This is a genomic window from Marinomonas epiphytica (assembly GCF_054780655.1).
Genome location: NZ_BAAGVX010000026.1, coordinates 333,950 through 357,060 on the forward strand (window position 1 = coordinate 333,950; position 23,111 = coordinate 357,060).

General features: G+C 41.8%; 23 protein-coding genes. 15 read left to right on the forward strand and 8 right to left on the reverse strand.

The window, feature by feature from the left end; genetic code table 11:
- The 6 genes from ACYVGZ_RS06665 to ACYVGZ_RS06690 all read left to right on the forward strand — a co-directional run bounded on the left by ACYVGZ_RS06665 (position 1) and on the right by ACYVGZ_RS06690 (position 9,066).
- On the forward strand, positions 1 to 1,317 hold the full coding sequence (locus ACYVGZ_RS06665) for a restriction endonuclease subunit S (protein WP_460752972.1): 1,317 nt from the start codon (positions 1 to 3) through the stop codon (positions 1,315 to 1,317).
- Position 1,318: 1 nt separating this feature from the next.
- Complete coding sequence (locus tag ACYVGZ_RS06670; RefSeq protein ID WP_460752974.1) at positions 1,319 to 3,109, forward strand: GmrSD restriction endonuclease domain-containing protein; 1,791 nt, start codon at positions 1,319 to 1,321, stop codon at positions 3,107 to 3,109.
- A complete protein-coding gene (locus ACYVGZ_RS06675; RefSeq protein ID WP_460752977.1) occupies positions 3,109 to 5,238 on the forward strand; it encodes a GmrSD restriction endonuclease domain-containing protein in 2,130 nt (709 codons plus the stop codon). The genes ACYVGZ_RS06670 and ACYVGZ_RS06675 overlap by 1 nt, the downstream gene beginning before the upstream one ends.
- Complete coding sequence (locus ACYVGZ_RS06680; RefSeq protein WP_460752980.1) at positions 5,238 to 8,264, forward strand: type I restriction endonuclease subunit R; 3,027 nt, start codon at positions 5,238 to 5,240, stop codon at positions 8,262 to 8,264. Before ACYVGZ_RS06675 ends, ACYVGZ_RS06680 begins: the two co-directional genes overlap by 1 nt.
- A gap of 83 nt (positions 8,265 to 8,347) precedes the next feature.
- A complete protein-coding gene (locus tag ACYVGZ_RS06685) occupies positions 8,348 to 8,587 on the forward strand; it encodes a YheU family protein (RefSeq protein ID WP_460752983.1) in 240 nt (79 codons plus the stop codon).
- A 29-nt stretch (positions 8,588 to 8,616) separates the two neighbouring features.
- A complete protein-coding gene (locus tag ACYVGZ_RS06690) occupies positions 8,617 to 9,066 on the forward strand; it encodes a DUF302 domain-containing protein (protein WP_460752986.1) in 450 nt (149 codons plus the stop codon).
- A 53-nt stretch (positions 9,067 to 9,119) separates the two neighbouring features.
- On the opposite strand, the gene cysE is transcribed toward ACYVGZ_RS06690, so the two are convergent.
- Complete coding sequence (cysE, locus tag ACYVGZ_RS06695) at positions 9,120 to 9,950, reverse strand: serine O-acetyltransferase (RefSeq protein ID WP_460752989.1); 831 nt, start codon at positions 9,948 to 9,950, stop codon at positions 9,120 to 9,122.
- Positions 9,951 to 10,056: 106 nt separating this feature from the next.
- Between cysE and ACYVGZ_RS06700 the strand changes: the two genes are divergently transcribed.
- Positions 10,057 to 10,386, forward strand: coding sequence for a hypothetical protein (locus ACYVGZ_RS06700; protein ID WP_460752992.1), 330 nt, complete (start codon positions 10,057 to 10,059; stop codon positions 10,384 to 10,386).
- Positions 10,387 to 10,417: 31 nt separating this feature from the next.
- Here ACYVGZ_RS06700 and mnmC read toward each other — a convergent pair whose 3' ends face one another.
- Complete coding sequence (mnmC, locus tag ACYVGZ_RS06705; RefSeq protein ID WP_460752995.1) at positions 10,418 to 12,412, reverse strand: bifunctional tRNA (5-methylaminomethyl-2-thiouridine)(34)-methyltransferase MnmC2/FAD-dependent 5-carboxymethylaminomethyl-2-thiouridine(34) oxidoreductase MnmC1; 1,995 nt, start codon at positions 12,410 to 12,412, stop codon at positions 10,418 to 10,420.
- Positions 12,402 to 12,953: a peptidylprolyl isomerase gene (locus ACYVGZ_RS06710; RefSeq protein ID WP_460752998.1), complete on the reverse strand. Its 552-nt coding sequence runs from the start codon at positions 12,951 to 12,953 to the stop codon at positions 12,402 to 12,404. The genes mnmC and ACYVGZ_RS06710 overlap by 11 nt, the downstream gene beginning before the upstream one ends.
- Before the next feature lie 89 nt (positions 12,954 to 13,042).
- Between ACYVGZ_RS06710 and ACYVGZ_RS06715 the strand changes: the two genes are divergently transcribed.
- Positions 13,043 to 13,336 (forward strand): Rdx family protein, encoded by a 294-nt coding sequence (locus ACYVGZ_RS06715; RefSeq protein WP_460753001.1) that lies wholly within the window; start codon positions 13,043 to 13,045, stop codon positions 13,334 to 13,336.
- An 18-nt stretch (positions 13,337 to 13,354) separates the two neighbouring features.
- Here ACYVGZ_RS06715 and ACYVGZ_RS06720 read toward each other — a convergent pair whose 3' ends face one another.
- Together ACYVGZ_RS06720 and ACYVGZ_RS06725 are read right to left on the reverse strand one after the other, a co-directional pair.
- Positions 13,355 to 13,657, reverse strand: a complete 303-nt coding sequence (locus ACYVGZ_RS06720) for a YciI family protein (RefSeq protein ID WP_460753004.1) — start codon at positions 13,655 to 13,657, stop codon at positions 13,355 to 13,357.
- A 2-nt stretch (positions 13,658 to 13,659) separates the two neighbouring features.
- On the reverse strand, positions 13,660 to 14,196 hold the full coding sequence (locus ACYVGZ_RS06725; RefSeq protein ID WP_460753007.1) for a septation protein A: 537 nt from the start codon (positions 14,194 to 14,196) through the stop codon (positions 13,660 to 13,662).
- A 66-nt stretch (positions 14,197 to 14,262) separates the two neighbouring features.
- On the opposite strand from ACYVGZ_RS06725, the gene ACYVGZ_RS06730 reads away from it, so the two are divergent.
- The 6 genes from ACYVGZ_RS06730 (at position 14,263) to ACYVGZ_RS06755 (ending at position 19,565) form a co-directional block, all read left to right on the forward strand.
- Entirely contained in the window at positions 14,263 to 15,111 is an 849-nt protein-coding gene (locus ACYVGZ_RS06730) for a PHP domain-containing protein (protein WP_460753010.1), read from the forward strand.
- 33 nt (positions 15,112 to 15,144) lie between these two features.
- Positions 15,145 to 15,765 carry an L-threonylcarbamoyladenylate synthase gene (locus ACYVGZ_RS06735; RefSeq protein WP_460753013.1) on the forward strand — a complete coding sequence of 207 codons (621 nt, stop codon included), beginning with the start codon at positions 15,145 to 15,147 and terminating at the stop codon, positions 15,763 to 15,765.
- 105 nt (positions 15,766 to 15,870) lie between these two features.
- Positions 15,871 to 16,773, forward strand: a complete 903-nt coding sequence (gene rluB / locus ACYVGZ_RS06740; protein WP_460753016.1) for a 23S rRNA pseudouridine(2605) synthase RluB — start codon at positions 15,871 to 15,873, stop codon at positions 16,771 to 16,773.
- A gap of 33 nt (positions 16,774 to 16,806) precedes the next feature.
- Positions 16,807 to 17,277 (forward strand): DUF1499 domain-containing protein, encoded by a 471-nt coding sequence (locus ACYVGZ_RS06745; protein ID WP_460753018.1) that lies wholly within the window; start codon positions 16,807 to 16,809, stop codon positions 17,275 to 17,277.
- Positions 17,278 to 17,318: 41 nt separating this feature from the next.
- On the forward strand, positions 17,319 to 18,038 hold the full coding sequence (locus ACYVGZ_RS06750) for a response regulator (RefSeq protein WP_460753021.1): 720 nt from the start codon (positions 17,319 to 17,321) through the stop codon (positions 18,036 to 18,038).
- 6 nt (positions 18,039 to 18,044) lie between these two features.
- Positions 18,045 to 19,565 carry an ATP-binding protein gene (locus tag ACYVGZ_RS06755; RefSeq protein WP_460753023.1) on the forward strand — a complete coding sequence of 507 codons (1,521 nt, stop codon included), beginning with the start codon at positions 18,045 to 18,047 and terminating at the stop codon, positions 19,563 to 19,565.
- A gap of 11 nt (positions 19,566 to 19,576) precedes the next feature.
- Here the strand turns inward: ACYVGZ_RS06755 and ACYVGZ_RS06760 are convergent, their stop codons facing one another.
- Together ACYVGZ_RS06760 and argF are read right to left on the reverse strand one after the other, a co-directional pair.
- Positions 19,577 to 20,503: a LysR family transcriptional regulator gene (locus ACYVGZ_RS06760; protein WP_460753026.1), complete on the reverse strand. Its 927-nt coding sequence runs from the start codon at positions 20,501 to 20,503 to the stop codon at positions 19,577 to 19,579.
- Between the two features lie 82 nt (positions 20,504 to 20,585).
- Complete coding sequence (gene argF / locus ACYVGZ_RS06765; protein WP_460753028.1) at positions 20,586 to 21,491, reverse strand: ornithine carbamoyltransferase; 906 nt, start codon at positions 21,489 to 21,491, stop codon at positions 20,586 to 20,588.
- Positions 21,492 to 21,723: 232 nt separating this feature from the next.
- On the opposite strand from argF, the gene grxD reads away from it, so the two are divergent.
- The gene (grxD, locus tag ACYVGZ_RS06770; RefSeq protein WP_460753031.1) at positions 21,724 to 22,053 is read left to right on the forward strand and encodes a Grx4 family monothiol glutaredoxin; all 330 of its coding nucleotides are present in this window, start codon (positions 21,724 to 21,726) and stop codon (positions 22,051 to 22,053) included.
- 48 nt (positions 22,054 to 22,101) lie between these two features.
- Here grxD and ACYVGZ_RS06775 read toward each other — a convergent pair whose 3' ends face one another.
- A complete protein-coding gene (locus ACYVGZ_RS06775; protein ID WP_460753034.1) occupies positions 22,102 to 23,052 on the reverse strand; it encodes a LysR family transcriptional regulator in 951 nt (316 codons plus the stop codon).
- Between the last annotated feature and the right edge of the window lie 59 nt (positions 23,053 to 23,111).

A 23,111-nucleotide genomic window follows, 5' to 3' on the forward strand; every position in this document is an offset into this window, starting at 1 on the left:
ATGGTAAGCATAGCAACTTACTCTACTTATGATGAATATCAAAATTCCGGTGCTCAATGGCTTGGTGAGGTTCCTAAAACTTGGGAGTTAACAAGATTAGGAACGAGGTTTATAGAGAGAAGAACAAAAGTTTCTGATATTGATTACCCTGCATTGTCAGTAACCAAACAGGGCATTTTACCTCAACTAGAAAATGCAGCTAAGACTAAAGATGGAGATAACCGTAAGCTTGTTAAGGCTGGTGACTTCGTAATAAATAGTCGCTCAGATAGAAAAGGATCTAGTGGTGTATCTGATAGAGATGGCTCCGTTTCATTAATAAATATCGTGCTGGAACCAAAAGGAATTCATCCTAAATATTCGCAACATTTATTAAAAAGCTATGCATTTATTGAGGAATACTATCGAGTTGGTCGTGGAATAGTCGCTGACTTATGGACAACTCGTTATGATGAAATGCGTACAGTAACTATTGCGGTGCCTTCTTATGAAGAACAAACCGCCATTGCCAACTTTCTTGATAAAAAAACAGCACAAATTGATGAAGCCATTGCCATCAAAGAAAAGCAAATTGAGCTGTTAAAAGAGCGAAAGCAAATCATCATCCAAAATGCGGTGACTCAAGGCATCTTTTATGAAGGGAAGTCTGACGCACCAATGAAAGATTCCGGCGTCGATTGGATTGGTGAAATACCAGAGCATTGGGACTTATCAAAGTTGAAATATTACATTGATATTTTGCCTGGCTATGCATTTAAAAGTGAGTTGTATTCTTCAGAGCCTACAGATATTCCATTACTTAGAGGTGTTAATGTATCCCCAGGTTTTACCAAATGGAACGAAGTAGTCTACTGGCCTGAAAATAAAATTAAAGGTTTAGAAAAGTTCTTCTTAGAGGAAGGTGATTTAGTAATTGCAATGGATAGGCCTTGGGTCTCTTCTGGCATAAGAGTCGCTGAAATTAAAAAAGCTGATTTACCGTGCTTACTCTTACAGCGAGTTGGTAGAATCAGAGGCAATAAAAACGCTTTAACGGCTTATATTAAGCTTTTACTATCGACGGATCTTTTTCTTAATTATTTCGGACCAATGCTTACTGGCATAAGTGTTCCTCATATTAGTTCTGAGCAAATTGAAGACTTTTGTGCGCCAATACCACCAGTAGAAGAACAAGAAAGAATACTTGAGTTTCTTAATTCGGAAACAGCAAAACATGATCAAGGAATTTCATCAACTCAGCAACAAATCGAAAAACTTAAAGAATACAAGACCACGTTAATTAACAGTGCAGTAACAGGGAAGATAAAGGTAATTTAGGATGAAGGAACTTGTTTTCAATATTGCAGATATCTTTAATAGCAAAACTACGGGTGGCTGCTTATCCCAATATGGCGCAACGTCATTCCATATTCCTGCTTATCAGCGAGGATATAAATGGGCTGCAGGGCCAAATGGCGCTGTTACGGTTCTGCTGAATGATTTATGGCATGCATTTGAAAAACAAGAAGACGAATATTACCTGCAATACATAACAGTAAAACCGTTACAGTTAGCGGATAGCATCAACTATTTAGAGGTGATCGATGGGCAGCAAAGGCTCACGACCTTATCTATTTTATTGTCAGTGTTAAATCTACTACAAGCAGATACAGACGACTCTGACAATATAGCCTGCAATAAGCTCGATTATGCAATTAGAGCTAACTTCTTTGATGAGTTTATTTATGCGCAAGAAAAATTATCTGAAGTTGTGGACACCAACTGGGATGAATTTATTGCAGAAGATCTTGAACGGTTAGATCGCCAAGATATTTATTATTTATATGGCGCTGTCAAAGAGTGCGATAAATTTTTTGCTGACAAAACCAAGTTACTGCATGACTTTAAGGCCTACTTATTTAAGTACGTTAAGCTCATTGTGAATTCAGTTGAACAACATATTGTCAGTGAAACCGTTTTTAAAAACTTAAACAGCAATAAAGTACCGCTATCAGAAGTTGAACTGATCAAGGCCTTGTTTATAACCCGAGTGGGTCGCGACAAAGTGAAAAGCTCTGACAGCCATTTCCGTGAAGTAATGGAAGTCAGGCTAGGTTTGAGCAGAACATGGGAAGATATTCAGCAATGGGCGCAAAGTAGCGCCATTGCCAGCTTCTATTTTGATGACAAGCATGATCCTTTACATGAGTTACTCAAATTAACCGCATTCGTTATGGGGGCTAAATCATCTGAACTGAGCAACACTCAATTTGGTAGCCATCTGCTTTTTAATTTCTTTTCTAAACAACAAAGTACACAAGATGGCCTTAAGTTCTTAATATCAACCCAAGAGCGTTTAAAAGATTGGTTTGAGACGGATGAAATATATCACCTTATAGGTTTTTGCCGATTTACAAAAAACAGTGAATATAAGCGATTAAACTTTTTAAAGGAGTGTTTAGCACTACCCACTAAAACGGCATTGATCTCTTTTTTACGCAGTAAGCAGTCAGAATTACTTTTCGGCAAAAATGCAGAGATAAAAAACAAAGCGACCCTAATTAAGAGCTTAAAATATGGTGCTGATGATCAACAAATTCATGCCGTACTATTAGCGTTAAGTGTGTTCCCTAAAAATGTGACTCGTCGCTTTGATTTTGATTCATTCAAACGGCAAGACTGGTCGTTAGAGCATGTTTTTCCGCAAACACCGGAAGGTAAAGAGCATGTTTTAACCGATGAAGAAAAAGACAATATTAGAAATATTCTGAATCAAGAAAATGAAGAGGTCGAAGCCTTATTGCAACAAGCATCCCGTACTACGGATGAGCAAAAGGTATATGTTGATGCTATTCGAAAAACCGGTACGTTAGATAGTATAGGGAATATGTGTTTATTAACGGGCGGAGCAAATAGTGCGTTAGGTTGCCTATTTTTCGATGGTAAAAGACAAAAGATTCTAGAACTAATTCAACAAGGTGATTTTGTTCCTAAACATACCTTTGATGTATTTGCGAAGATGATAAAAGGCTTAGATGTTGACTTGAAGCAATGGTCGAAAACAGACATTGACGCACATGCAGAGCATATTGCTAATACCATTTTAAGTGACATTAAGGACGATGGGTAATGAGAGCAGGAAAATATAACTATAAAGATTTGTTTGTTAATCGATATGTTGAGCAACTTATCATTCCTGAAATACAGCGAGATTATGTTTGGCAAAAGCCTCAAGTAGTCGGGTTACTATCGTCTATTGAAGAAGATTTCTTACGGTTCGAGCAGGCTGAAATTCCTGCGCTTAGCTCAGGTATAGATTGTTCCGATTCAAAACAGCTTAACGCTGATTTTGCTGACTTTTATCGCCAAAGAAATCATTCTTCTAATATAGGTTTTATTTATGCGTATAGCGATCAGCAATACGATGGACGTTACTTTTTAATCGATGGCCAGCAGCGTATAACCACCTTATATTTAGTACTACTATTGCTTGCCGTTAGAACAAATAATGCAGCAGACTTTGAAAAAAAGTATTGCATTAAAGCAATGCCAAAGCTTGATTATCGAGTTCGAGATTCAGCTTGTAACTTTATCAGGCAGTTAGTTCCCTTTGTTCTATCTAATCCCAATGCGGACTTTAAAAATGAGATAAAAGAACAGTCTTGGTGTTTAAATAGTTATGAAAATGACATTACAGTCACAAATATAATCAGTAACTTTTCGATAATCCTGGACTGGTTAGATGATAAAGCGATAAAAGAATCAGAGTTTTATTTATATTTAAATGACTTTACTGAGTTTTGGTATTTTGACACCAACATTAGTGCTCAAGGGGAAAACTTATATATTTACCTTAATGCTCGTGGCGAACAAATGCAGGGTAATGAAAATCTTAAAGCAGAACTCTTAAGCGGTTTAGGTACGACAGAGCAAAAAAACACAATGGGTGCCGAATGGGAGAACTGGCAAGACTTTTTCTGGCGTATGAGGGCTAAAGGTGTACGTGCAACTAAAGTTGATAAGCTTAACGCAGATGAAGGGTTTAATGAGTTTTTAAACTGTATAGCGGGGCTGAATATTTATTTAGAGAATAATGGCAACTCGTGGGTAGATGAAAATACATCCTTTAAACCATCCCAAAGCATGTTAACTCAAGTGCTTTCCTTAGAGCTTATCGCTAAGTACATAAAAGCGTTATCGTTCATTACACATAGTCAGAGAGCTCTTGCTGATATCTATAGTTACCCTGATTGGGTCGAGCAATTTTTACGTGAATTTTGGTCAATACTAAATACAACAACGACTGCATGGGTGACTGATTACAAAAATCCTCGTTTTTCAACAGAGCACCGAAGAATGGTGTTTGTGTGGGGCGTATTACACTGGGTTGATTCAGCCTTAAGCTCAGATAAAAAGCTACCTACTTATCAAATATTTCGTGGTATACGCCAATTTTACCTTAGATATAAAAACAACATGCGTTCTGTTACGGGTGATAATGGTATAAAAAGCTCTGTTAACAGCTTGCTTGAAACAGGGTTTATTTCGGCCAAATCAGAAGATGAAGAGTATAAAAAAGAGCGTTGGCTTACTCGTTTAAATGAGAATAAAAGCAACTGGGCAAGTATTGAGTCCATGCTTTGGAAAATTGAAGATCATCCATTTAACCTCGATGGCTCAGATGTAGGCTTAACCAATAGTAGCCATTTGGTTGATTACGATGAGGGCTCAACGCTAGAGAAATTAACCCAAATAAAAAATACGTTTTATGGCTGCTTTCCAGCGGATAAATCTAGAGAGAATAGTACGTTTCCAAAAGTTCAAAGTTTACTTTTACATTATGGTCATTTCTGGAAACGAAAATCTCCATGGTATTACGAAAATTACCAGTTCAATGATTGGAGGAATATTGTGCGTTCAAGAACTCCCTTTTTAAAAGGCAGGGAGTTTAAGGTATTTTTTGATGAGCTTATGGAAACTGGTTGCTCAGTTGAGCAATTATTGGCTGAAAAAAGGAAAAAATACATTGAAAGTACTGACGGCACATTGTTAAGTCAGCTGCTTTGGTACAACCATAACGTACAAGAAGATATGTGGAATCAAGGGGCTTATATTGCACTTTGTGAATATTACACGGACAACAATGAAGATCAAAGGTTTGATGAACGCAGACCATTTTTAAATACAAAAGGTGATTTTAAAGGCGGCAGTCCACGTGAGTTATATACGTTGTTACCAGAAGATAAAAGGAGTTCTTAATGGTTAGTCAAACAAACGAACAAGCTTTAGAAGCCGCTATTGAAAAGCACTTAACAGGCACTTGTTTAGAAGACTTAAAAGCAGGAGTGCAAGAAGCTGAGCCTAATTTTAACAATGCTAAATATCAACTGGGCTATCCCGCTGATTTTGATATGCATTACGCATTAGACACCAAAGTCTTCTGGCAGTTTTTACAACATACCCAAGAACAAGAGCTAGAAAAGCTTAGCAAAAACAGCCCTAATGATTGGCAGCGTAAAGTACTTGAACGTTTTGACAGGCTAATCAAAAAACACGGCATATTGCATTTGCTTAAAAAAGGGTTAAGTGTAGAAGATGCCCACTTAAACCTAATGTACCCAGCGCCATTAGCAAGCAGTAGTAACTCTGTTAGAAAAAACTTTAATGCCAACGTATTTAGTGCCACAAGGCAATTAAGGTACTCAAAAGCAAACCCTCTACAAGAAATCGATATGGTGCTGTTTATTAACGGCATTCCGTTAATAACGCTTGAATTAAAAAATGCTTGGACGGGTCAAAATGCCCGTTACCACGGACAAAAACAATACCGTGAAGACAGAGATACTTCCCAAACATTATTGCAGTTTGGTCGTTGTTTAGTGCATATGGCGGTAGATACTGACGAAGTGTATATGACCACCAAGTTAGCGGGTAAAAGCACCTTCTTTTTACCGTTTAACAAAGGTAATAATCATGGCCAGGGTAATCCACCAAATATGTTAGGTCATAAGACTTCATATTTATGGGAAGAAGTATTTAACAAAGAAAGTTTGGCTAACATTATTCAGCATTTTGTCCGCTTAGATGGATCAAGCAAAGATGACTTGAAAAAGCGCACGCTCTTTTTCCCTCGTTATCACCAAATGGATGTTGTTCGCCGTTTAGTTGAGCATGCTTCAACTCACGGTGTTGGTCATACTTATTTAATTCAGCACTCTGCGGGATCTGGTAAGTCCAACTCTATTACTTGGGCAGCGTATCAGCTTATTGAAACTTACCCAAAATCTGCAAACGTACCGGGGAGTAAAGGTATTGAGCAGCCGTTATTTGATTCTGTGATCGTGGTAACTGATAGACGATTACTCGATAAACAGCTTAGGGACAATATTAAAGAATTCTCTGAAGTTAAGAATATTGTGGCCCCTGCATTTAAATCATCTGAACTAAAATCTGCCCTAGAAAATGGCAAAAAGATCATCATTACTACCATTCAAAAATTCCCGTTTATTATTGATGGTATTAGTGATTTAAGCGACAAACGTTTTGCGGTAATTATTGATGAAGCGCATAGCTCACAGTCTGGCTCTGCCCACGATAATATGAATAGAGCTATGGGCAAAAGTGAGGTGGAAGAAGCTGAAGATGCACAAGATAAAGTATTACAAGCCATGCGTTCTCGTAAAATGCGAGGCAATGCATCATACCTTGCTTTTACTGCAACCCCTAAAAACAGCACGTTAGAAAAATTTGGCCAAAAACAAGAAGACGGTAGCTTTAAGCCATTTCATTTATATTCGATGAAACAAGCGATTGAAGAAGGCTTTATTCTGGACGTTATAGCAAATTACACCACCTATAAAAGCTACTACGAGATTGAGAAATCTATTCAAGACAATCCTGAATTTGATACTAAAAAAGCGCAAAAACGATTGCGAGCCTACGTTGAAACAAGCCAGCAGACAATAAATACCAAAGCTGAAATTATGCTTGAGCACTTTATCCCCCATGTTGTGAACGCGAAGAAGTTACGTGGTAAAGGCAAAGGCATGGTAGTGACTCAAAATATAGAAACAGCTATTCGCTATTACAAAGCGATAACTAGGCAGCTTGAACAGCAAGGCAATCCATTCAAAACAGCTATTGCGTTTTCTGGAACCAAAGAGGTTGATGGAGTCGAGTATACAGAAGCGGAAATGAATGGTTTTGCTGAAAGCGAAACCAAAGATAAGTTTGATACAGATGAGTACCGTTTGCTGGTTGTGGCCAATAAGTACCTAACAGGTTTTGACCAGCCTAAACTGTGTGCAATGTATGTTGATAAAAAATTAGCGAGTGTGCTTTGTGTACAAACATTGTCGCGCTTAAATCGTTCGGCGCCCAAACTAGGTAAAAAAACAGAAGACTTATTTGTTTTAGACTTTTTCAACAGTATTGATGATATTAAAGTAGCATTTGATCCATTCTACACCTCAACTACTTTGTCAGAAGCTACTGACATCAATGTGTTACATGAGTTAAAAGACTCTATGGATGATGTTGGGGTATATGAGTGGTATGAAGTCGAAAATTTCGTTAAGCGCTATTTTGATAATGAAGATGCGCAAACTTTAAGCCCTATAATTGATACTGCGTCACACCGTTTTAATGTTGAGTTAGATCTAGAAGATGATGATAAAGTCGATTTTAAGATCAAAGCTAAGCAATTTGTTAAAATTTACGGGCAAATGGCTTCAATCATGCCATACGAAATTGTTGCATGGGAAAAGCTGTTTTGGTTTTTAAAATTCTTAATACCAAAGCTAATTGTTAAAGATCCTGATTCAGCAGCACTTGATGCATTATTAGAGTCTGTGGATTTAAGTTCCTATGGCCTTCAGCGGGTTAAGTTGAATTATGGTATTGGGCTTGATGCAGAAGAAACAGAGTTAGCGCCACAGAACCCTAATCCTCGTGGAGCACATGGTGGTGAAGAAGAGCGAGATCCGCTAGACGAGATCATTAGGAACTTCAACGAAAGGTGGTTTCAAGGCTGGAGTGCAACGCCAGAGGAACAGAAAGTTAAGTTCATCAATATTGCTGAAAGTATTAAACAGCATCCAGATTTTGAAGCGAAATACCAAAACAACCCTGATCCGCATAACCGTGAGCTAGCATTCGAAAAAATGTTGAAGGAAGTTATGTTGGCGAGACGTAAAGATGAACTAGAGCTCTACAAGTTGTTTGCTGGGGACCCAGCTTTCAAAGCATCTTGGATGCAGAGCATGCAGCGTAGCATTGGATTATGAGGAGATTCTCTTGCAAGAAAATAAAACCAAGACGCTTGAAACTCAAGTGATTACTTTGTTGTCAGAGCTAGGAGCAATTTAAGGTGGATACCGTTATTCCATACGACAGTTTACAACCTGAGACCTTAATGACCATTTTAGAGGACATTGTCTCTCGGGATGGCACTGATTATGGGGATTACGAGTTATCTTCTCAGCAAAAGTGTCAGCAAGCGTTGGCGGCCTTAAAGAGCGAACTGGCCGTTTTGTTGTTTGATACAGAAAGTGAAACCATCAAAATGTTGCCAAAAAGTGAACTAGAAGCTTACGATGCTTTTCGTTAAGCCCAATAAATAACAAAATGGAGTGAGTTATGTGGAAAAAAAGTTTAGCAAGTATTTTACTGGTCTCTGCCTGTGTGTCGGTGTCTGCTGCCGATGGTGTAGTGCGCTATCAGAGTGACTTTTCCGTTGCAGAAACCGCTGAGCGCTTTGCTAACCTTGCTCAATCAAAAGGTTTGAATGTCTTCGCTCGTATTGACCATCAGAAAAACGCCCAAGGTGTGGGGTTAGAACTTAGGCCAACGCAAGTTATTTTGTTTGGTAACCCCAAAGTTGGAACACCGCTTATGCAATGTGCGCAAAGCGTTGCCATTGATCTACCGCAGAAAGTGTTAGTACTAGAAGATGCTGATCAAAAGGTGTGGTTATCTTTTAATGACCCTGTGTATTTACAAGAGCGTCATCATATTGAAGGCTGTGAACCTGTAATTAAAAAGGTTTCACAAGTGCTTAATGGCCTTGCGAAAAGCAGTGTGCAGTAACCTGTTTTGTCTTTAAAAAAGAAGGCGCGCCTATAATAGGCGCGCCTTCTTGATTACTTATCGCAATCCCCTGGAACGCAATGATTAATATTGTGGTCCATCTCTAGAGCAGGCTCTTCTTCAGTGTTGTGTCCTACCACTTTGGCAGGGACACCTGCGACGGTAGTATGAGGCGCAACTTCTTCAAGAACCACACTCCCAGCCCCTACTTTCGCGCCAACACCAACCTCAATGTTGCCAAGAATTTTAGCTCCAGCACCGATTAGCACGCCTGAGCGGATTTTAGGATGTCTGTCGCCGTGCTCTTTACCTGTACCGCCGAGGGTCACAGATTGTAAGATTGACACATTGTCTTCAATCACACAGGTTTCCCCAACTACAAGCCCTGTAGCATGGTCTAGCATGATGCCGCAGCCTATGGTGGCCGCTGGGTGAATATCGACGCTGAATGCCATCGACATCTGGCCCTGCAGATACAAAGCTAAGCTCTTGCGGTCGTTCTTCCACAGCCAGTTGGCCACTCGGTGAGTCTGTAAAGCATGGAAGCCTTTAAAAAATAGCAGCGGTGTTGTTAGGGTGTCGCAAGCAGCATCACGTTCTTTAATGGCAAGAATGTCTCTTTCAATGCAATCCACAATACCTGAGTTTTTGTCTGCCATGGCTTCTTCAAACACTTCTCGCAACACCATAGCGGGAATGGATATGCTATCTAATTTACTGGCAAGTAAAAAACTTAATGCGCTACATAGGGTATCGTGTCGCAAAATGGTGGTATTAAAAAAGCTCGCTAATATTGGCTCATCAAGGGCAAGTTTTTTCGCTTCTTCTTGCAATGTGTGCCATAAATTAACAGGAGAAATTGCCTGATTGTGTGCATTTATCAAGAGATTGTTTACCTATGCTGATTCTTGTCTTAGATTGTAGGTTATAGGGTTAGCTTAAAACAATACAAGGGCAAAGAAAAAGAATGCCAAAAAATAGGATGAAAATATGACACAAAAAAACGTAGCCGATGCTCTTAATGTTTTTTATGAACTCAAGGCCTGTTTAGAAAATGCCTATTGGGAGTCTAACGATATCAATCAGAAGGATAGGTTCTTTTCCATGGACTCCATGTTGCAGGATGAACTGGATGAATTGCATAAGCTGAGTTTACAGGACCATGTGTACCCCTACGAAGCGATTAACCCAAGTGTAGTGCAGTTAAAAAAACGCTTATCCGTGCTGTTAAGTGAGTTAGATAATACCGTTTATAGACCTACCACATTTAACAGCTTTGCCGAGCTTATTCCCAGAGCCATTGAGCTGTTTGAAAACTAGATACGTTTTTCTAAACACATCTAGTCCACGGTTAAAGAATATTTTTCTTTATATCACGAATGGTAAAGCGGTTCGGGTGTAGTTGATTGGCAACTTGGTGTTCTAAAGGGCTCGGGGTAGCCAAAATTAAGTCAGCAATGTAACAGCCGCTTAAAGGCGTTGAAACCAACCCTCGGGAGCCGTGGCCAAGGTTGAGAAATAGCCCAGTAGGTTGCTCGGCAACCTGTTGGCTTTGCCATTTGGCATTACGAGCCAGAGCTTGATAAGCCTGACGCAGTGTTTGAGCGGCTGTGCTGGGTCCTACAATAGGCGTGTAATCGCTCACTGCACACCGAAAAGACACTCTGCCAGCGCAGTCAGAAGGTGCTAGCTTGCTATTATCAAGGTCCAGCAAACGGTTTAAGATAGTTAGGTTTCTTTGGTGTCCTTCGTCCCTTATTTGTGTGTCAGGGTCTTTTAAATCATAGGTCGCACCAAAGTGTAGCTCGCCATTCATGGCAGGTGAAACATAACCCAGTTCACACAAAACATGGTCAAGTGTATTTGCTGCATCTGCTAACTCAGTGTTCTTGCTTAACTGAGGAAGGTGCAGATAGGATACTTGCCCGCGTATGGCTTTAGTGGGCAGAGTTTCTATAAACGATAGGCTATTCGTATCATTGGCAGTACAAATAACAACGTGGCTATAGGTTTCTTGTAAATCCGTAGATTGGGCTCGCCAAACGGCTTGTTCGTGCTCTGTTACCCGTTCTAGCTTATGCAGTGCCGTATTGAGCTGAAGCTTGATATTAGGGTGAGCCAATAACGCCTGGCAAAGCTTTTTGGGCGCCAGCCAGCCAGCTTGAGGAAGCAGAAGGCTATCTTTTTTGTTCTGGCTAGCTTGAATAACCTCATTTGGGTACAGCTTACTGTCTAATAGTTGCTGTAGTTTTTGGCGTTCTTTGTCGTCTTTAGGAATTTGTATAAGCCCTGTTTGTTGCCAAAAATCTTGGTCAGGAAGGCCTGTGGCTAATTTGTTATAGAATCGCGCGGCATAAAGAAACGAGGCTAGATAGTAGCGGTTCACAGGTGTATCGCTGAGTGCAAGCTTTGGGTACAGCATGCCTTGAGGATTGCCCGATGCGGCAGGGGCAACGTGATCTGCTTGTTCCCATACGTCAACGGTTAGTCCTCTTTGGGCCAGTGCATAGGCTGTGTTCGCACCAGCTAAGCCTGCACCAACTACCAATATTTTGCCGACTTTTGGCGGAGCGTCTGAACGGTTATTAAACCAAGCTTGCCCTTGGCTCATGCGTTGGCTGAAGCTTTCATGAGTTTGAGTAAACTCCCCAATTGCCATTTCGCGTTTTTTTCCAAAGCCCTTGGTTTTTCTTACGTTAAAGCCAACGTTTTGTAGTCCGCGGCGAACGATTCCGGCAGCGGTAAAAGTGGCAAAGGTTGTTCTCTCGTGGCTTAGCCGAGCAATATGTTGAAAGAGGGTGTCAGTCCACATTTCAGGGTTTTTACTGGGGGCAAAACCGTCTAAAAACCAAGCGTCCACATTAGCGTTCAGATGACTAAAGCCTTCTTCCGCTTCGCCAAACCAAAGCGTTAATTGTACTCGACCTTGCTCAAGCTCTATACGATGCAAGCCTTTGCAAACGCTAGGGTAAGCTGCAATGAATTGCTCACTATAAGCAGACAAAGAAGGCCACATTTTGAGGGCGTCTTGCAGTATGGCTTTGCTGAGAGGAAACTTCTCAACAGACACAAAATGTAAGCTCACCTCGTTTGGTGCTTGCTCTATAAGAGCTTGCCAGGCGCATAAGAAGTTAAGGCCAGTACCAAAACCGGTTTCTGCAATGGTGAAAGCCCCTTTATGAGACTGCCAACGCTCTGGTAGCTTGTTGTGCTGTAAAAACACAAAGCGGGTTTCATCCAGCCCAGATTTTTGATCAAAGTACACATCATCAAAAGACTCTGAACGCGGTACGCCGTCTGTTCCCCAATTAAGGCTAGGTTCTGTGAGGCGGTAACTAGTCGACACGTTTGATACTCAATATAGTGATGGTGTCACTGGGTACGTTTTGGTACGGCCCTATTGTTTTTGTTGGTGTTGCTGCAATGTCATCCACTACTTCCATACCAGCAATGACTTTTCCAAATGTGGTGTAACCTGGGCCTCCTCTGGCGCCATGGTTTAAAAAGGGGTTGTCTACATGGTTAATAAAAAACTGTGACGTTGCACTGTCTGGGTCAGCCGTACGAGCCATAGCGATGGTGCCTCGTACATTATTTGGGCTGTTGTAGCCTTCGTAAGGAACGCTATTATGAGTGGTTTTACGACTCATGTTTTTATCAAAGCCACCACCTTGAACCATAAAACCACGAATGACGCGGTGGAAAATCGTTCCAGAGTAAAAGCCTTCATCTACATAGCGTAAGAAATTATCAACGGTTGCAGGGACCTGCTCAGTAAAAAGCTCGACCCGAATGTCGCCTTTATCGGTGCTAATAGTGACCTCAGTGGCTTGTGCTGGTAGGCTAAATGTAAATAACACCGCCCATATTGCAATCAGTTTGTACATGCTTTTTCCCTTATGAAATGTATGTGCCCATAGTAATGGGGTGGCGCCTTGGCTGCTAGGCCATTTTACCCTATTGAGGAGATTATAATTTGCGAACCGCCATTGTTGAAATCGAATATTGTACATTATGCCGTTGGATGTTACGTGCTGCTTGGTTGTCTCAAGAGTTATTAACCACGTTTGACGATGACATTAAAAGCGTTACTTTAATACCTACTCAAGGAGGCATTTTTAAAGTAAGGGTGAATGGCGAAGAAATTTGGTGCAGAAAAGCAGAAAACGGATTTCCAGAAGCAAAAGTCTTGAAACAACGTATGCGCGATGTGATTGACCCAGAGCGAGATCTAGGTCATTCAGACGTGAAACAAGGTTCCCCTTCTTAAATTACTTTAACCGTCAGTTTAGTATGGAAAAACTTGTTTAAAAGGTTTTACCATGACGTTGCGGTAAACACCTGCTTCTACATATGGGTCGGCATCGGCCCATGCTTGAGCGGCTTCCAAAGAGTCAAACTCTGCCACGATAATACTTCCCGTAAAGCCTGCGGTGCCAGGATCTGAACTATCAATAGCTGGATTCGGGCCTGCCAAGACAAGGCGTCCAGCAGATTGTAATTGCTCTAAGCGACCGAGGTGAGCTGGTCGAGCTTGCTGTCGAGCAGCTAAGCTATTATCAACATCTTGTCCAACAATTGAGTAAAGCATGGTTATTCCTTGTTCTGTATGTGAGAAGATAGATAAATGCCTTGCAAGACAATAAACACCACTGTCATTCCAAGTAGTCCGAAGAGCTTAAAGTTAACCCAGATCTCTTCACTGTAATTGAAGGCCACATATAGGTTGGTGAGTCCTGATAAAATAAAGAAACCAACCCAAGCAAGATTGAGAGTGCGCCATACTTTGAAGGGCAGTTCTATTTTATCGCCCATCATGCGTTGAATGATGTTTTTATTACCAATGAATTGGCTACCAAAAAAGGCTAAGGCGAAGAGCCCGTTGACTATAGTTGGCTTCCATTTTATGAAGTCACCATCCCCCATAAGGACGGTGGCGCCACCTAACAGGACTACAAGGGCAAGGGACACAATGTGCATTTTTTCTATGCTTTTGTGTTTAAACCAAGTGTAAGCCACTTGTATTAACGTGGCCGGAATCAGTACTGCAGTAGCAATAATGATGTCATTCGTCATCTTATAGACAACAAAAAAAATAACGATGGGAAGGAAGTCGAATAATATTTTCATATAAAAACCATTTTATGTATGCTGGCGCTATGATAACGAGCAATTCATTTAAAGAACAGTCTATCTATGTCTGAAACCGAACGATATCGAAAAGTTGACCTGCATATGCACTCAACTTGCTCTGATGGAAAGCTATCGCCAACTCAACTGGTTGAGCTTGCCCATGAACAAGGTGTGAGCTTATTTGCTCTGACTGACCACGACTCAATCGCTGGTTTAGCGGAGGCCAGAGAGCAAGCGCAAGCTTATAATATCTCTTTTATTAATGGTGTTGAGCTATCGACCCAATGGCAAGGTATTCCGCTGCATATGGTGGCACTGAATTTTTCAGAAGAGAATCAGGCCTTGCGTAAAGTTGTTGAAAACAATCAGCAGGTCCGCCTACAAAGGGCCAGAAGCATTGCTGACTTGCTGATCAAACGGGGCTTGCCAGACCTCTTTGAGGAGGCAGTAACAGCCGCCAATGGCAGCCAAATAGGCCGGCCTCATTTTGCTGCGGTTATGGTGAAAAGAGGCATAGTTAAAGACAGTAATAGGGCATTTGATCGTTATTTGAGTAATAAGCATTTAGGTAAATTAAGGGATGTCTGGCCAGAACTGGAAGAGGTTCTTAAGGCTCTTTCTGGTCAAGGTATGTCACTGATTCTAGCGCATCCTAAGCGTTATCCTCTTACTTTGACTAAACTGAAGAGATTGTTGAAAGACTTTAAAGCCTGGGGTGGAACTGGCATGGAAGTCGCATCAGGTAATGAAAGGCCAGATGCGGTTAGGGTGTTAGAGAAGTTGTCTGTTGAGTTTGATTTAGAGGCTTCAGCCGGCAGTGATTATCATGGTCCATATGGGCCTTGGATGCAGCTTGGTAAATACACTCAGATTCATGAAACCAGTGTTAATCTTGTTTGGCGCTCTTGGTAACAAATGCTTGTTGTAATAGTGGAGTAATAAAGTATGAGCCAATTTTTTCAGATTCATCCAGAAAACCCTCAGGCTCGTTTAGTGAAACAGGCTGCTGAGGTCGTAAGAAAAGGCGGTGTGATCGCCTATCCAACCGATTGTGGCTACTCGTTAGGTTGCCACCTTGGGGATAAGTCAGCCTTAGATAGAATCCGTGTTATCCGACGACTCGATGATAAGCATAACTTCACTTTAGTGTGCCGTGATCTGTCGGAAATATCCACTTATGCACGCTTTGATAACCATTTGTACCGTTTGTTAAAAAACAACACTCCAGGGCCTTATACCTTTATTTTTAGTGCTACCTCTGAGGTGCCAAGGCGTTTGCTGCACCCAAAGCGAAAAACCATTGGTATTCGCATTCCTGATAATAAAATTACTCAAGCTTTACTGGAAGAGCTACAAGAGCCATTAATGAGTGTTTCTTTGATCCTGCCAGGAGAAACCGACACCATGACAGACCCGTATGATATTCGTGATGTCTTAGAACATGCATTAGATTTGGTGATAGATGGTGGGTATTGTGGCCTAGAGCCCACTAGTGTTATCAAGATGGAAGCAGATAATGTGGAAGTTTTACGTGTTGGTGCAGGAGATATCACACCCTTTACGTGAAACAGGTAAAAAACGGGTATAAAGCCAGCGTGTGAAGGCTTATAATGTGATTCATTATTTTTAAACTACTAGCAGGTTGCTGAGAAGCATTCCAAAGAGGTCGTAATGGACGAAAAGTTACAAAAAGTGTTAGCAAGATCCGGTCAGGGCTCCCGCCGCGAAATGGAAAACCGTATTCGCGAAGGCCGCGTATTAGTGAATGGCGAAGTGGCCACACTGGGTGATCGAGTTAGCTTAACAGACGCAATTGAGCTAGACGGCTACCCCATTAAGGTGACAAAAGCCGGTGAAGGCCGCCGTGTTATTATTTATAACAAGCCCGAAGGAGAGGTGTGTACCCGTAAAGATCCAGAAGGCCGCCCGACGGTTTTCGATCGCCTGCCAAAATTGCGTGGTGAGCGCTGGATAGCGGTTGGCCGTTTGGATATCAATACGTCTGGCTTGTTACTTTTTACCACTGACGGCGAGCTTGCTAATCGCCTAATGCATCCTTCTACTGAAATCGACCGAGAATACCTTGTTCGAGTAATGGGAGAAGTCACCGATGATCACCTAACAACCCTTAAAAAAGGTGTGGCTTTAGAAGATGGTATGGCAAATTTTACCGACATTGTAGATGGTGGTGGTGAAGGCATTAACCGCTGGTTTTATGTGTGTTTAATGGAAGGCCGTAATCGTGAAGTGCGTCGTCTTTGGGAGTCTCAAGGGGTAAAAGTGAACCGCTTGAAACGAGTACGTTTTGGCCCAGTATTTTTGCCTTCAAAAGCAAAAGTTGGCCGTTGGGTGGAAATGGAAGAGACAGAAGTCGCTTCCCTTTGTGCTATGGTGGATATTAAAGCGAATTCTCCTAAGCCAAAAACACAACAAGAGAAAATTGCGGCTAAACGTAGTAAAAATAAAACGGGCTCAGCAGGTGGGGCACGTAGAAATCATAAAGGGTTTGACTGGCAAGCGAATGATAAGCAAGAGTTTAAGCCTAAAAAACCAGGTAAAAGATCGTTTCGTTAGTGAGCCGAAAAGACATTTTGATTGAGGAGTTGTATGGGCATGGTGCGCTGGATACTTGTTATTGCCGTTGTTGCTGTAGCAGCCTTTTTTGTATACGTTAAGTTCTATAATGTGCGACCTGCGGATCTTGGGGTGAATGATGGATTGATGAAAGTTTGTCCTTCTCAACCAAATTGTGTTTCAAGTCAATCAGATAGGACTGATCCTCATTTTATAGAACCAATCATTTACAATGGTGATAGGAAAGAAGTACAGTTAGCTATCGAGTCTTTTTTATTGGCTCAGGGAAATGCTCAAATTGTCAGTAGCTCGTTAGGTTATGTGCACCTTGAAATAAAGAGTAAACTCATGGGGTACATTGATGATGTCGAGTTTTATCTTCCAGAAGCTGACAGTGCGGTACATGTTCGCTCCGCTTCTAGAGTAGGGTATTCTGACCTTGAAGTGAATCGACAAAGAGTTGAGCAAGTAAGAGAGCACCTAAATACACCCATAAGTAATTAAATCTAGTTGTTTCAATAAAGACAATAGATAGAGGAAGTCTGATGAATTTTGATGAAAAGCAAAGCATTCTTATTGTGGAAGACGATGAAAGGCTAGCATCTCTAACGCAAGAATATCTGCAAAAAAATGGCTTTAATGTCGATATCGAAGCCGATGGTCGTAAGGCAATCACTCGTATTCTCGCCGAGAAACCTTCTTTGGTAGTGCTTGACCTGATGTTGCCAGGTGCAGACGGTTTTACGGTTTGCCGTAACGTACGTAACGATTACAAAGGGCCAATTTTGATGTTGACAGCCCGTAGTGACGATGTTGACCAAATTCTGGGTCTTGAAATTGGTGCAGATGACTATGTATCGAAACCGGCTAAGCCACGGGTGTTGCTGGCACGTATTCAGTCTTTACTACGCCGAAGCACTATGGATGCAGCACAAGGCGGCTCTGCTTCACAGGAAGATTCTATTTTAACCTTTGGTAATCTTAAAATAGATAATTCACGTCGTGAAGCTTGGTTACTGGAAGAAGAAATTGAATTAACCAGTGCGGAGTTTGACCTTTTATGGCTGTTGGCGAGTAACTCAGGTCGTACTATGAGCCGTGAAGAGATTTTTGGTGAGTTGCGTGGTATCGAGTACGATGGTCAGGACCGCTCAGTAGATGTGCGAATTTCCCGAATTCGTTCAAAAATTGGTGATGACCCAATTCATCCGCGTCGTATTAAAACGATCCGTAGTAAGGGCTACTTGTTTGTAAAAGAAGTTTAATCTTTTATGCAAATAGCTATTTGGCGTCTTTACCGTCACCTTTTGTTTAGTGGTGTCATCATAGTCATAGGTTGTTACCTAGCTATGGTGATCACTAATCATAAGCTTGACTCAGAGCGAGTTGAGCAGTTTGTAAATATTGATGCTAACTTGAGTTCACTGCTCTTGCTGTCAGACATCGACTTTCCCGATGACTTTTCCCAATTTGATTTTACACATAGACCTTCTGCAACATTAAGTGCTGAAGACCTGTTGCAGCTGGTTAATAATAAACAGCTCACTCATCTCGGTTCTGGCGGTTTCGAGCTTGTGCTAGGAGATCCGTCTAATCCTGTTGTACGAGGGGTTATAGACTCACAAAAGCAAACGGTAGCCCACATAGAAAGCTTGCTTCGGTTGTTTATTAACTCCCCCAAATTAACCGACAACGATAAGCATAAAGTGCTTAAGGAGTTAGCTTGTTTAAAAGTACAAGCAACCGACCTAAAAACGTTGGAGCCGTTTGGCAGTGTGTCTTTAATGGATAAAAACGAGCTTGAGTTTGGTTATGTGTGGCAAGGTGAAGGGGACCGCCCGAACCTTCTGATTACACTAGTTCCTCATACAAAGGGTTTGCCATTAAACTGGTGGGTGGTGTTGGTCGTTGCTGTTGCTTTGGTAATCATGCTGCTGGTAATTTGGCGTGAATTGGTCAATATAGATAAACGGCGACGAAAGTTTGAAAATATTACCCGTCAGATTGCTAGAGGCAAGGGGACCTTGCCGAAGAGTATTCCTGATGGCGACGGCGCTTTAAAAGAGCTGGCTTATTCTTTTGATTCCATGTCCACGCACATTGAACGTTTGTTGAAGGTGCAGCGGGAAATGATCAATGCCATATCCCATGAATTGCGCACACCTATTGCTCGTTTGCGTTTTGGTCTTGAAGTCATGAAAGACGATGTGGATGAGGTGGTTGAAAAAACCATTGAAGGCTTAGAGGATGATGTTGAAGAGCTGAATACCCTGGTTGATGAAGTGCTCACTTATGGCAAACTTGAGGAAGGTGCTTTAGCGTTAAATTTCGAAAACGTCAGCGTGCATCACCTAGTCAGTGATATTTTGCAGAATAATCAATCGCTATTAAAAAAACTATCGGTAGACGTACAAGTGGATACAAACAGTACGGCAATAGCGGATGAGCACCATTTAAGGCGTGCTTTGCAAAACCTGATTTTGAATGCGTCTAAGTACGCCAATAGTAAGATTTCAGTAACCTTTACAGAAGATACAGAGCGCTGGATGCTGGATATTGAAGATGATGGTCCAGGCATTCCTTTTGAAGATAGGGACAAAGTATTCATTCCCTTTCAACGCCTAGACAATAGCCGAACCCGTGCTTCTGGAGGCTATGGTCTTGGTTTAGCGATTGTGCAACGTATTGCTTTTTGGCATGGTGGTGCAGTATTGATTGGCGACAGTGACACTGGCGGCGCAAAGTTTAGCTTAATTTGGTCTCGTAAACAGCATCAAGAGAAAGAGTCTTGATGCTGTTATCCTTATAGATCAGGGGCTAAAATGCCTTTGAGGTTCTTAAAACAAGTTTTTGATGCCGTGCTAATTAAATCATCCATATAGGCGTTATGGCGCTGGTCTTTGCGAACCGCAAGATACAACTTACACCATACGCCTTCCTCACCTAATGACTTAGTAATCACATACTGTCGGTTGGTGTATTCCGTTAAAGCCCAATTAGGTAAACAACTTACCCCTCTTCCACTGGCAATGAGTTGCATCATCATAAGGGTTAACTCACTATGGCGAATTTTCGCTGGTGTAATGTTCGCTGGAGTGAGAAAGTGCTTAAAAATATCCAGCCTTTCGGTTTCAACAGGGTAGGTGATCAAGGTCTGATCGACAAAATCTTCCGGCTCTAGGTGCTCTTTTTTGGCGAGAGGGTGGTGCCTTGATAGAGCAACTTGTGACTCATATTGAAAGAGCGGTATGTATTCAATATTAGGTAGGTCTTGAGGGTCAGACGTGACGACTAGGTCAAGATCACCCCGTGCTAGGGCGGGTAGAGGCATGAAGTTGAATGCGGTTGAAAGGTCGAGCTCAACATCAGGCCAGTGCTCGCGAAAGTGGTCTATAGTGGGCATAAGCCACTCGTAGCAACTATGGCACTCTATAGCAATGTGTAAACGACCGCTCTCACCCTCGGCAAAGCGTTGAATATCTCTTTGCGCAGAACGAAAAGACAATAGAACATCATCTGCTAATTGTAATAAGCGTAAACCGGCGCTGGTGAATCGTACGGGTTTTGTTTTACGAATAAACAACGGACAGCCGAGCTTCTCTTCCAAATCTTTGATTTGGTGTGATAGTGCAGACTGGGTAAGGTGAACCCGCTCTGCGGCTTCGACTAAGCTGCCGGTTTCTCTTAAGGCATTTAGGGTTTTTAAATGCCTAACTTCGATTATGCTCATGATTTTTAGTAATTGGTGAATTAAATTCAGTATAAGAAAAACAAAAAAGCCCGCATGTATTATGGCGAGCGGGCTTATTGAACTATTTAACTAGCAAGAACTCAAGTAATGCTTTTTGTGCGTGGAGGCGGTTTTCCGCCTCATCCCAGACGACTGAGTCCGCAGCGTCCATAACTTCTGCAGAGACTTCTTCGCCACGGTGGGCTGGCAAGCAATGCATAAAGAGCGCATCACTGTTTGCTTTGGACATGAGTTCAGAGTTTACTTGGAAGCCTGCAAAGTCTTTTACTCGTTGCTCTTGTTCTTCTTCTTGACCCATGGAAGCAAACACATCAGTAACGATTAAATCGGCATTTTCAACAGCCAGATCTGCTTGATGCACAATGCTAACGCGATCGCTGTGTTTAGCAACCAGATCAGCATTAGGCTCGTAACCCTTAGGACAAGCGACAACCAGTTGAAAATCCAGTAAATCTGCCGCATTGATGTAAGAGTGGCACATATTGTTCCCATCACCTACCCAAACGACTTTTTTGCCTGTGATATCCCCTCTGTGCTCTTGGAAAGTTTGCATGTCAGCTAATAGCTGACAAGGGTGATAGTCGTCGGTTAACGCATTAATCACAGGTACCGATGAGTACTTCGCAAAAGTTTCCACGGTTGCATGATCAAAGGTACGTATCATTACAGCATCTACCATGCTAGAGATAACACGTGCGCTGTCTTCAATGGGCTCGCCACGGCCTAGTTGGGTGTCTCGTGGGGAGAGGAACAGAGCATGGCCACCAAACTGTGCCATACCTGCTTCGAACGACACCCGTGTACGAGTTGAAGACTTTTCAAAAATCATGGCTAATACTCGATTTTTAAGTGGTTCATAGATGCGCCCTTCGCGCTGTATTTTCTTAAGCTCTGAAGCACGTAGAATGATTTGCTTAAATTCTTGTGAAGTTAAGTCTTGTAGCGTAAGAAAATGTCTAGGGGACACCTATAGCTCCTTTTAGTATCAAGTTATGGATGAAATAAAAAAGTAATCGGTCAATGTAATACAGTCGCTAACTAGAGTAAAGGTAGAATAGCCAGTTAATTCCTTTTTAAGGTGAGTGGGGGGTTGTAATACATAGAACAAACCCAATAAACTGGGCTAAATTAGCCGAGCTTGGTCAGCGTCTGTGGACTCTTGCTAGGTGATGAATGAATTTCAATGAATGAGGTGATGCATGAGCACGACAATTGATACTATTAAAGAGCAAATTAACAACAACGATATCCTTTTGTACATGAAGGGTAATCCACGCGCTCCTCAATGTGGTTTTTCTTCCCAAGCAGTTCAAGCTTTAATGTCTTGTGGCGAACGTTTCGCGTTCGTAAATATTCTAGACAACCCTGATATTCGTGCTGAGTTACCAAAGTTTGCGAACTGGCCTACTTTCCCGCAATTGTGGGTGAAAGGTGAGTTGGTTGGTGGTTGCGATATCATTGTTGAAATGGCAAACAACGGTGAGTTGCAAACGTTGATTAAAGAGGCGGCTGGCTCTGAAGAAGAGTAAGCGTTCAGCTTGAATGTAAAAAAACGCACCTTGGGTGCGTTTTTTCGTTTATGGACTGTGTTGTTTAAACTCTTCGGCCACTTGAATAACTTGTTTGCGGAACCAAATGTGGCTGGCGTCGTGATGCAGTAATGGGCTCCAAATCATCTTTAACTCAATCATGGGAATATGGAAAGGAGGTTCAACAATCACCAACTCAGGGTTGTTGCTATTAACCATAGCCACTTTACGAGGCAGGGTGGCAATCAAATCTTGTTCCAACGCTAGGTGCATGGCGGTATGGTAGCTTCGAGTAAAGACTCGGATAGTGCGCTTTTTGCCTTGTGCTTGTAAGGCCTCGTCAACCCAACCAAGTTTTTGCACATCGGTTGGGTCCATTCCCACCCCAACTCCAAAACCTGTTTTACTTACCCAAATGTGTTGCGCTTCTAAATACGCATCAAGAGTTAAATGATTCTTTATTTGGTTGTTAGCACTCAGCATGCAGACAAAGGTATCGTCCCATACATTTTTTTGATGAAATGATTGCGGTAACTCTTCAAAGCGGTTGATGGCCATGTCAATTTTGCCCACCTCTACGTCGTGAAAGGTCACGTCACTGGGAGTCATAATATCTAGTGTGACGCCAGGTGCACGTTCACGTAATCGATTTAATAAACGAGGGATTACGGTTGAGGTGGCGTAATCGCTTGCCATAAGGCGAAACACTCGGGTGCTGGTTTGCTCGTTGAAGTCGGCTTCGGGTTGTAATGCTTCTTCTAATTCCAGCAAGACTTTACGGACAATGGGCTGTAAACGCAGTGCTTTTTCAGTGGGCATCATGCCATCACTGGTTCGGACCAATAAAGGGTCGTCTAACAAGTCTCTAAGGCGCTTGAGGCCATTACTCATAGCAGGCTGCGTAATATTCAGTTTATTGGCTGAACGGGTAACATTGCACTCTCTAAGTAAGACATCTAGGTAAATCAGTAGGTTTAGATCAATTTTATTTATATTCATTTGTATTATAAATGTCTTCTAATTGATAAATCAGATGAATTAGATTGTAAGAGCCTTAG

Bases quoted from the DNA above. Each gene is read 5' to 3' on its own strand.
- ACYVGZ_RS06755 (WP_460753023.1), top strand. From the start codon at position 18,045: ATGCAAATAGCTATTTGGCGTCTTTACCGTCACCTTTTGTTTAGTGGT.
- ACYVGZ_RS06690 (WP_460752986.1), top strand. From the start codon at position 8,617: ATGTGGAAAAAAAGTTTAGCAAGTATTTTACTGGTCTCTGCCTGTGTG.
- ACYVGZ_RS06670 (WP_460752974.1), top strand. From the start codon at position 1,319: ATGAAGGAACTTGTTTTCAATATTGCAGATATCTTTAATAGCAAAACT.
- ACYVGZ_RS06680 (WP_460752980.1), top strand. From the start codon at position 5,238: ATGGTTAGTCAAACAAACGAACAAGCTTTAGAAGCCGCTATTGAAAAG.
- ACYVGZ_RS06700 (WP_460752992.1), top strand. From the start codon at position 10,057: ATGACACAAAAAAACGTAGCCGATGCTCTTAATGTTTTTTATGAACTC.
- ACYVGZ_RS06775 (WP_460753034.1), bottom strand. From the start codon at position 23,052: ATGAATATAAATAAAATTGATCTAAACCTACTGATTTACCTAGATGTC.
- grxD (WP_460753031.1), top strand. From the start codon at position 21,724: ATGAGCACGACAATTGATACTATTAAAGAGCAAATTAACAACAACGAT.
- ACYVGZ_RS06725 (WP_460753007.1), bottom strand. From the start codon at position 14,196: ATGAAAATATTATTCGACTTCCTTCCCATCGTTATTTTTTTTGTTGTC.
- ACYVGZ_RS06720 (WP_460753004.1), bottom strand. From the start codon at position 13,657: ATGCTTTACTCAATTGTTGGACAAGATGTTGATAATAGCTTAGCTGCT.
- ACYVGZ_RS06710 (WP_460752998.1), bottom strand. From the start codon at position 12,953: ATGTACAAACTGATTGCAATATGGGCGGTGTTATTTACATTTAGCCTA.
- ACYVGZ_RS06745 (WP_460753018.1), top strand. From the start codon at position 16,807: ATGGGCATGGTGCGCTGGATACTTGTTATTGCCGTTGTTGCTGTAGCA.
- ACYVGZ_RS06735 (WP_460753013.1), top strand. From the start codon at position 15,145: ATGAGCCAATTTTTTCAGATTCATCCAGAAAACCCTCAGGCTCGTTTA.
- rluB (WP_460753016.1), top strand. From the start codon at position 15,871: ATGGACGAAAAGTTACAAAAAGTGTTAGCAAGATCCGGTCAGGGCTCC.
- ACYVGZ_RS06730 (WP_460753010.1), top strand. From the start codon at position 14,263: ATGTCTGAAACCGAACGATATCGAAAAGTTGACCTGCATATGCACTCA.
- ACYVGZ_RS06750 (WP_460753021.1), top strand. From the start codon at position 17,319: ATGAATTTTGATGAAAAGCAAAGCATTCTTATTGTGGAAGACGATGAA.
- ACYVGZ_RS06760 (WP_460753026.1), bottom strand. From the start codon at position 20,503: ATGAGCATAATCGAAGTTAGGCATTTAAAAACCCTAAATGCCTTAAGA.
- ACYVGZ_RS06675 (WP_460752977.1), top strand. From the start codon at position 3,109: ATGAGAGCAGGAAAATATAACTATAAAGATTTGTTTGTTAATCGATAT.
- ACYVGZ_RS06665 (WP_460752972.1), top strand. From the start codon at position 1: ATGGTAAGCATAGCAACTTACTCTACTTATGATGAATATCAAAATTCC.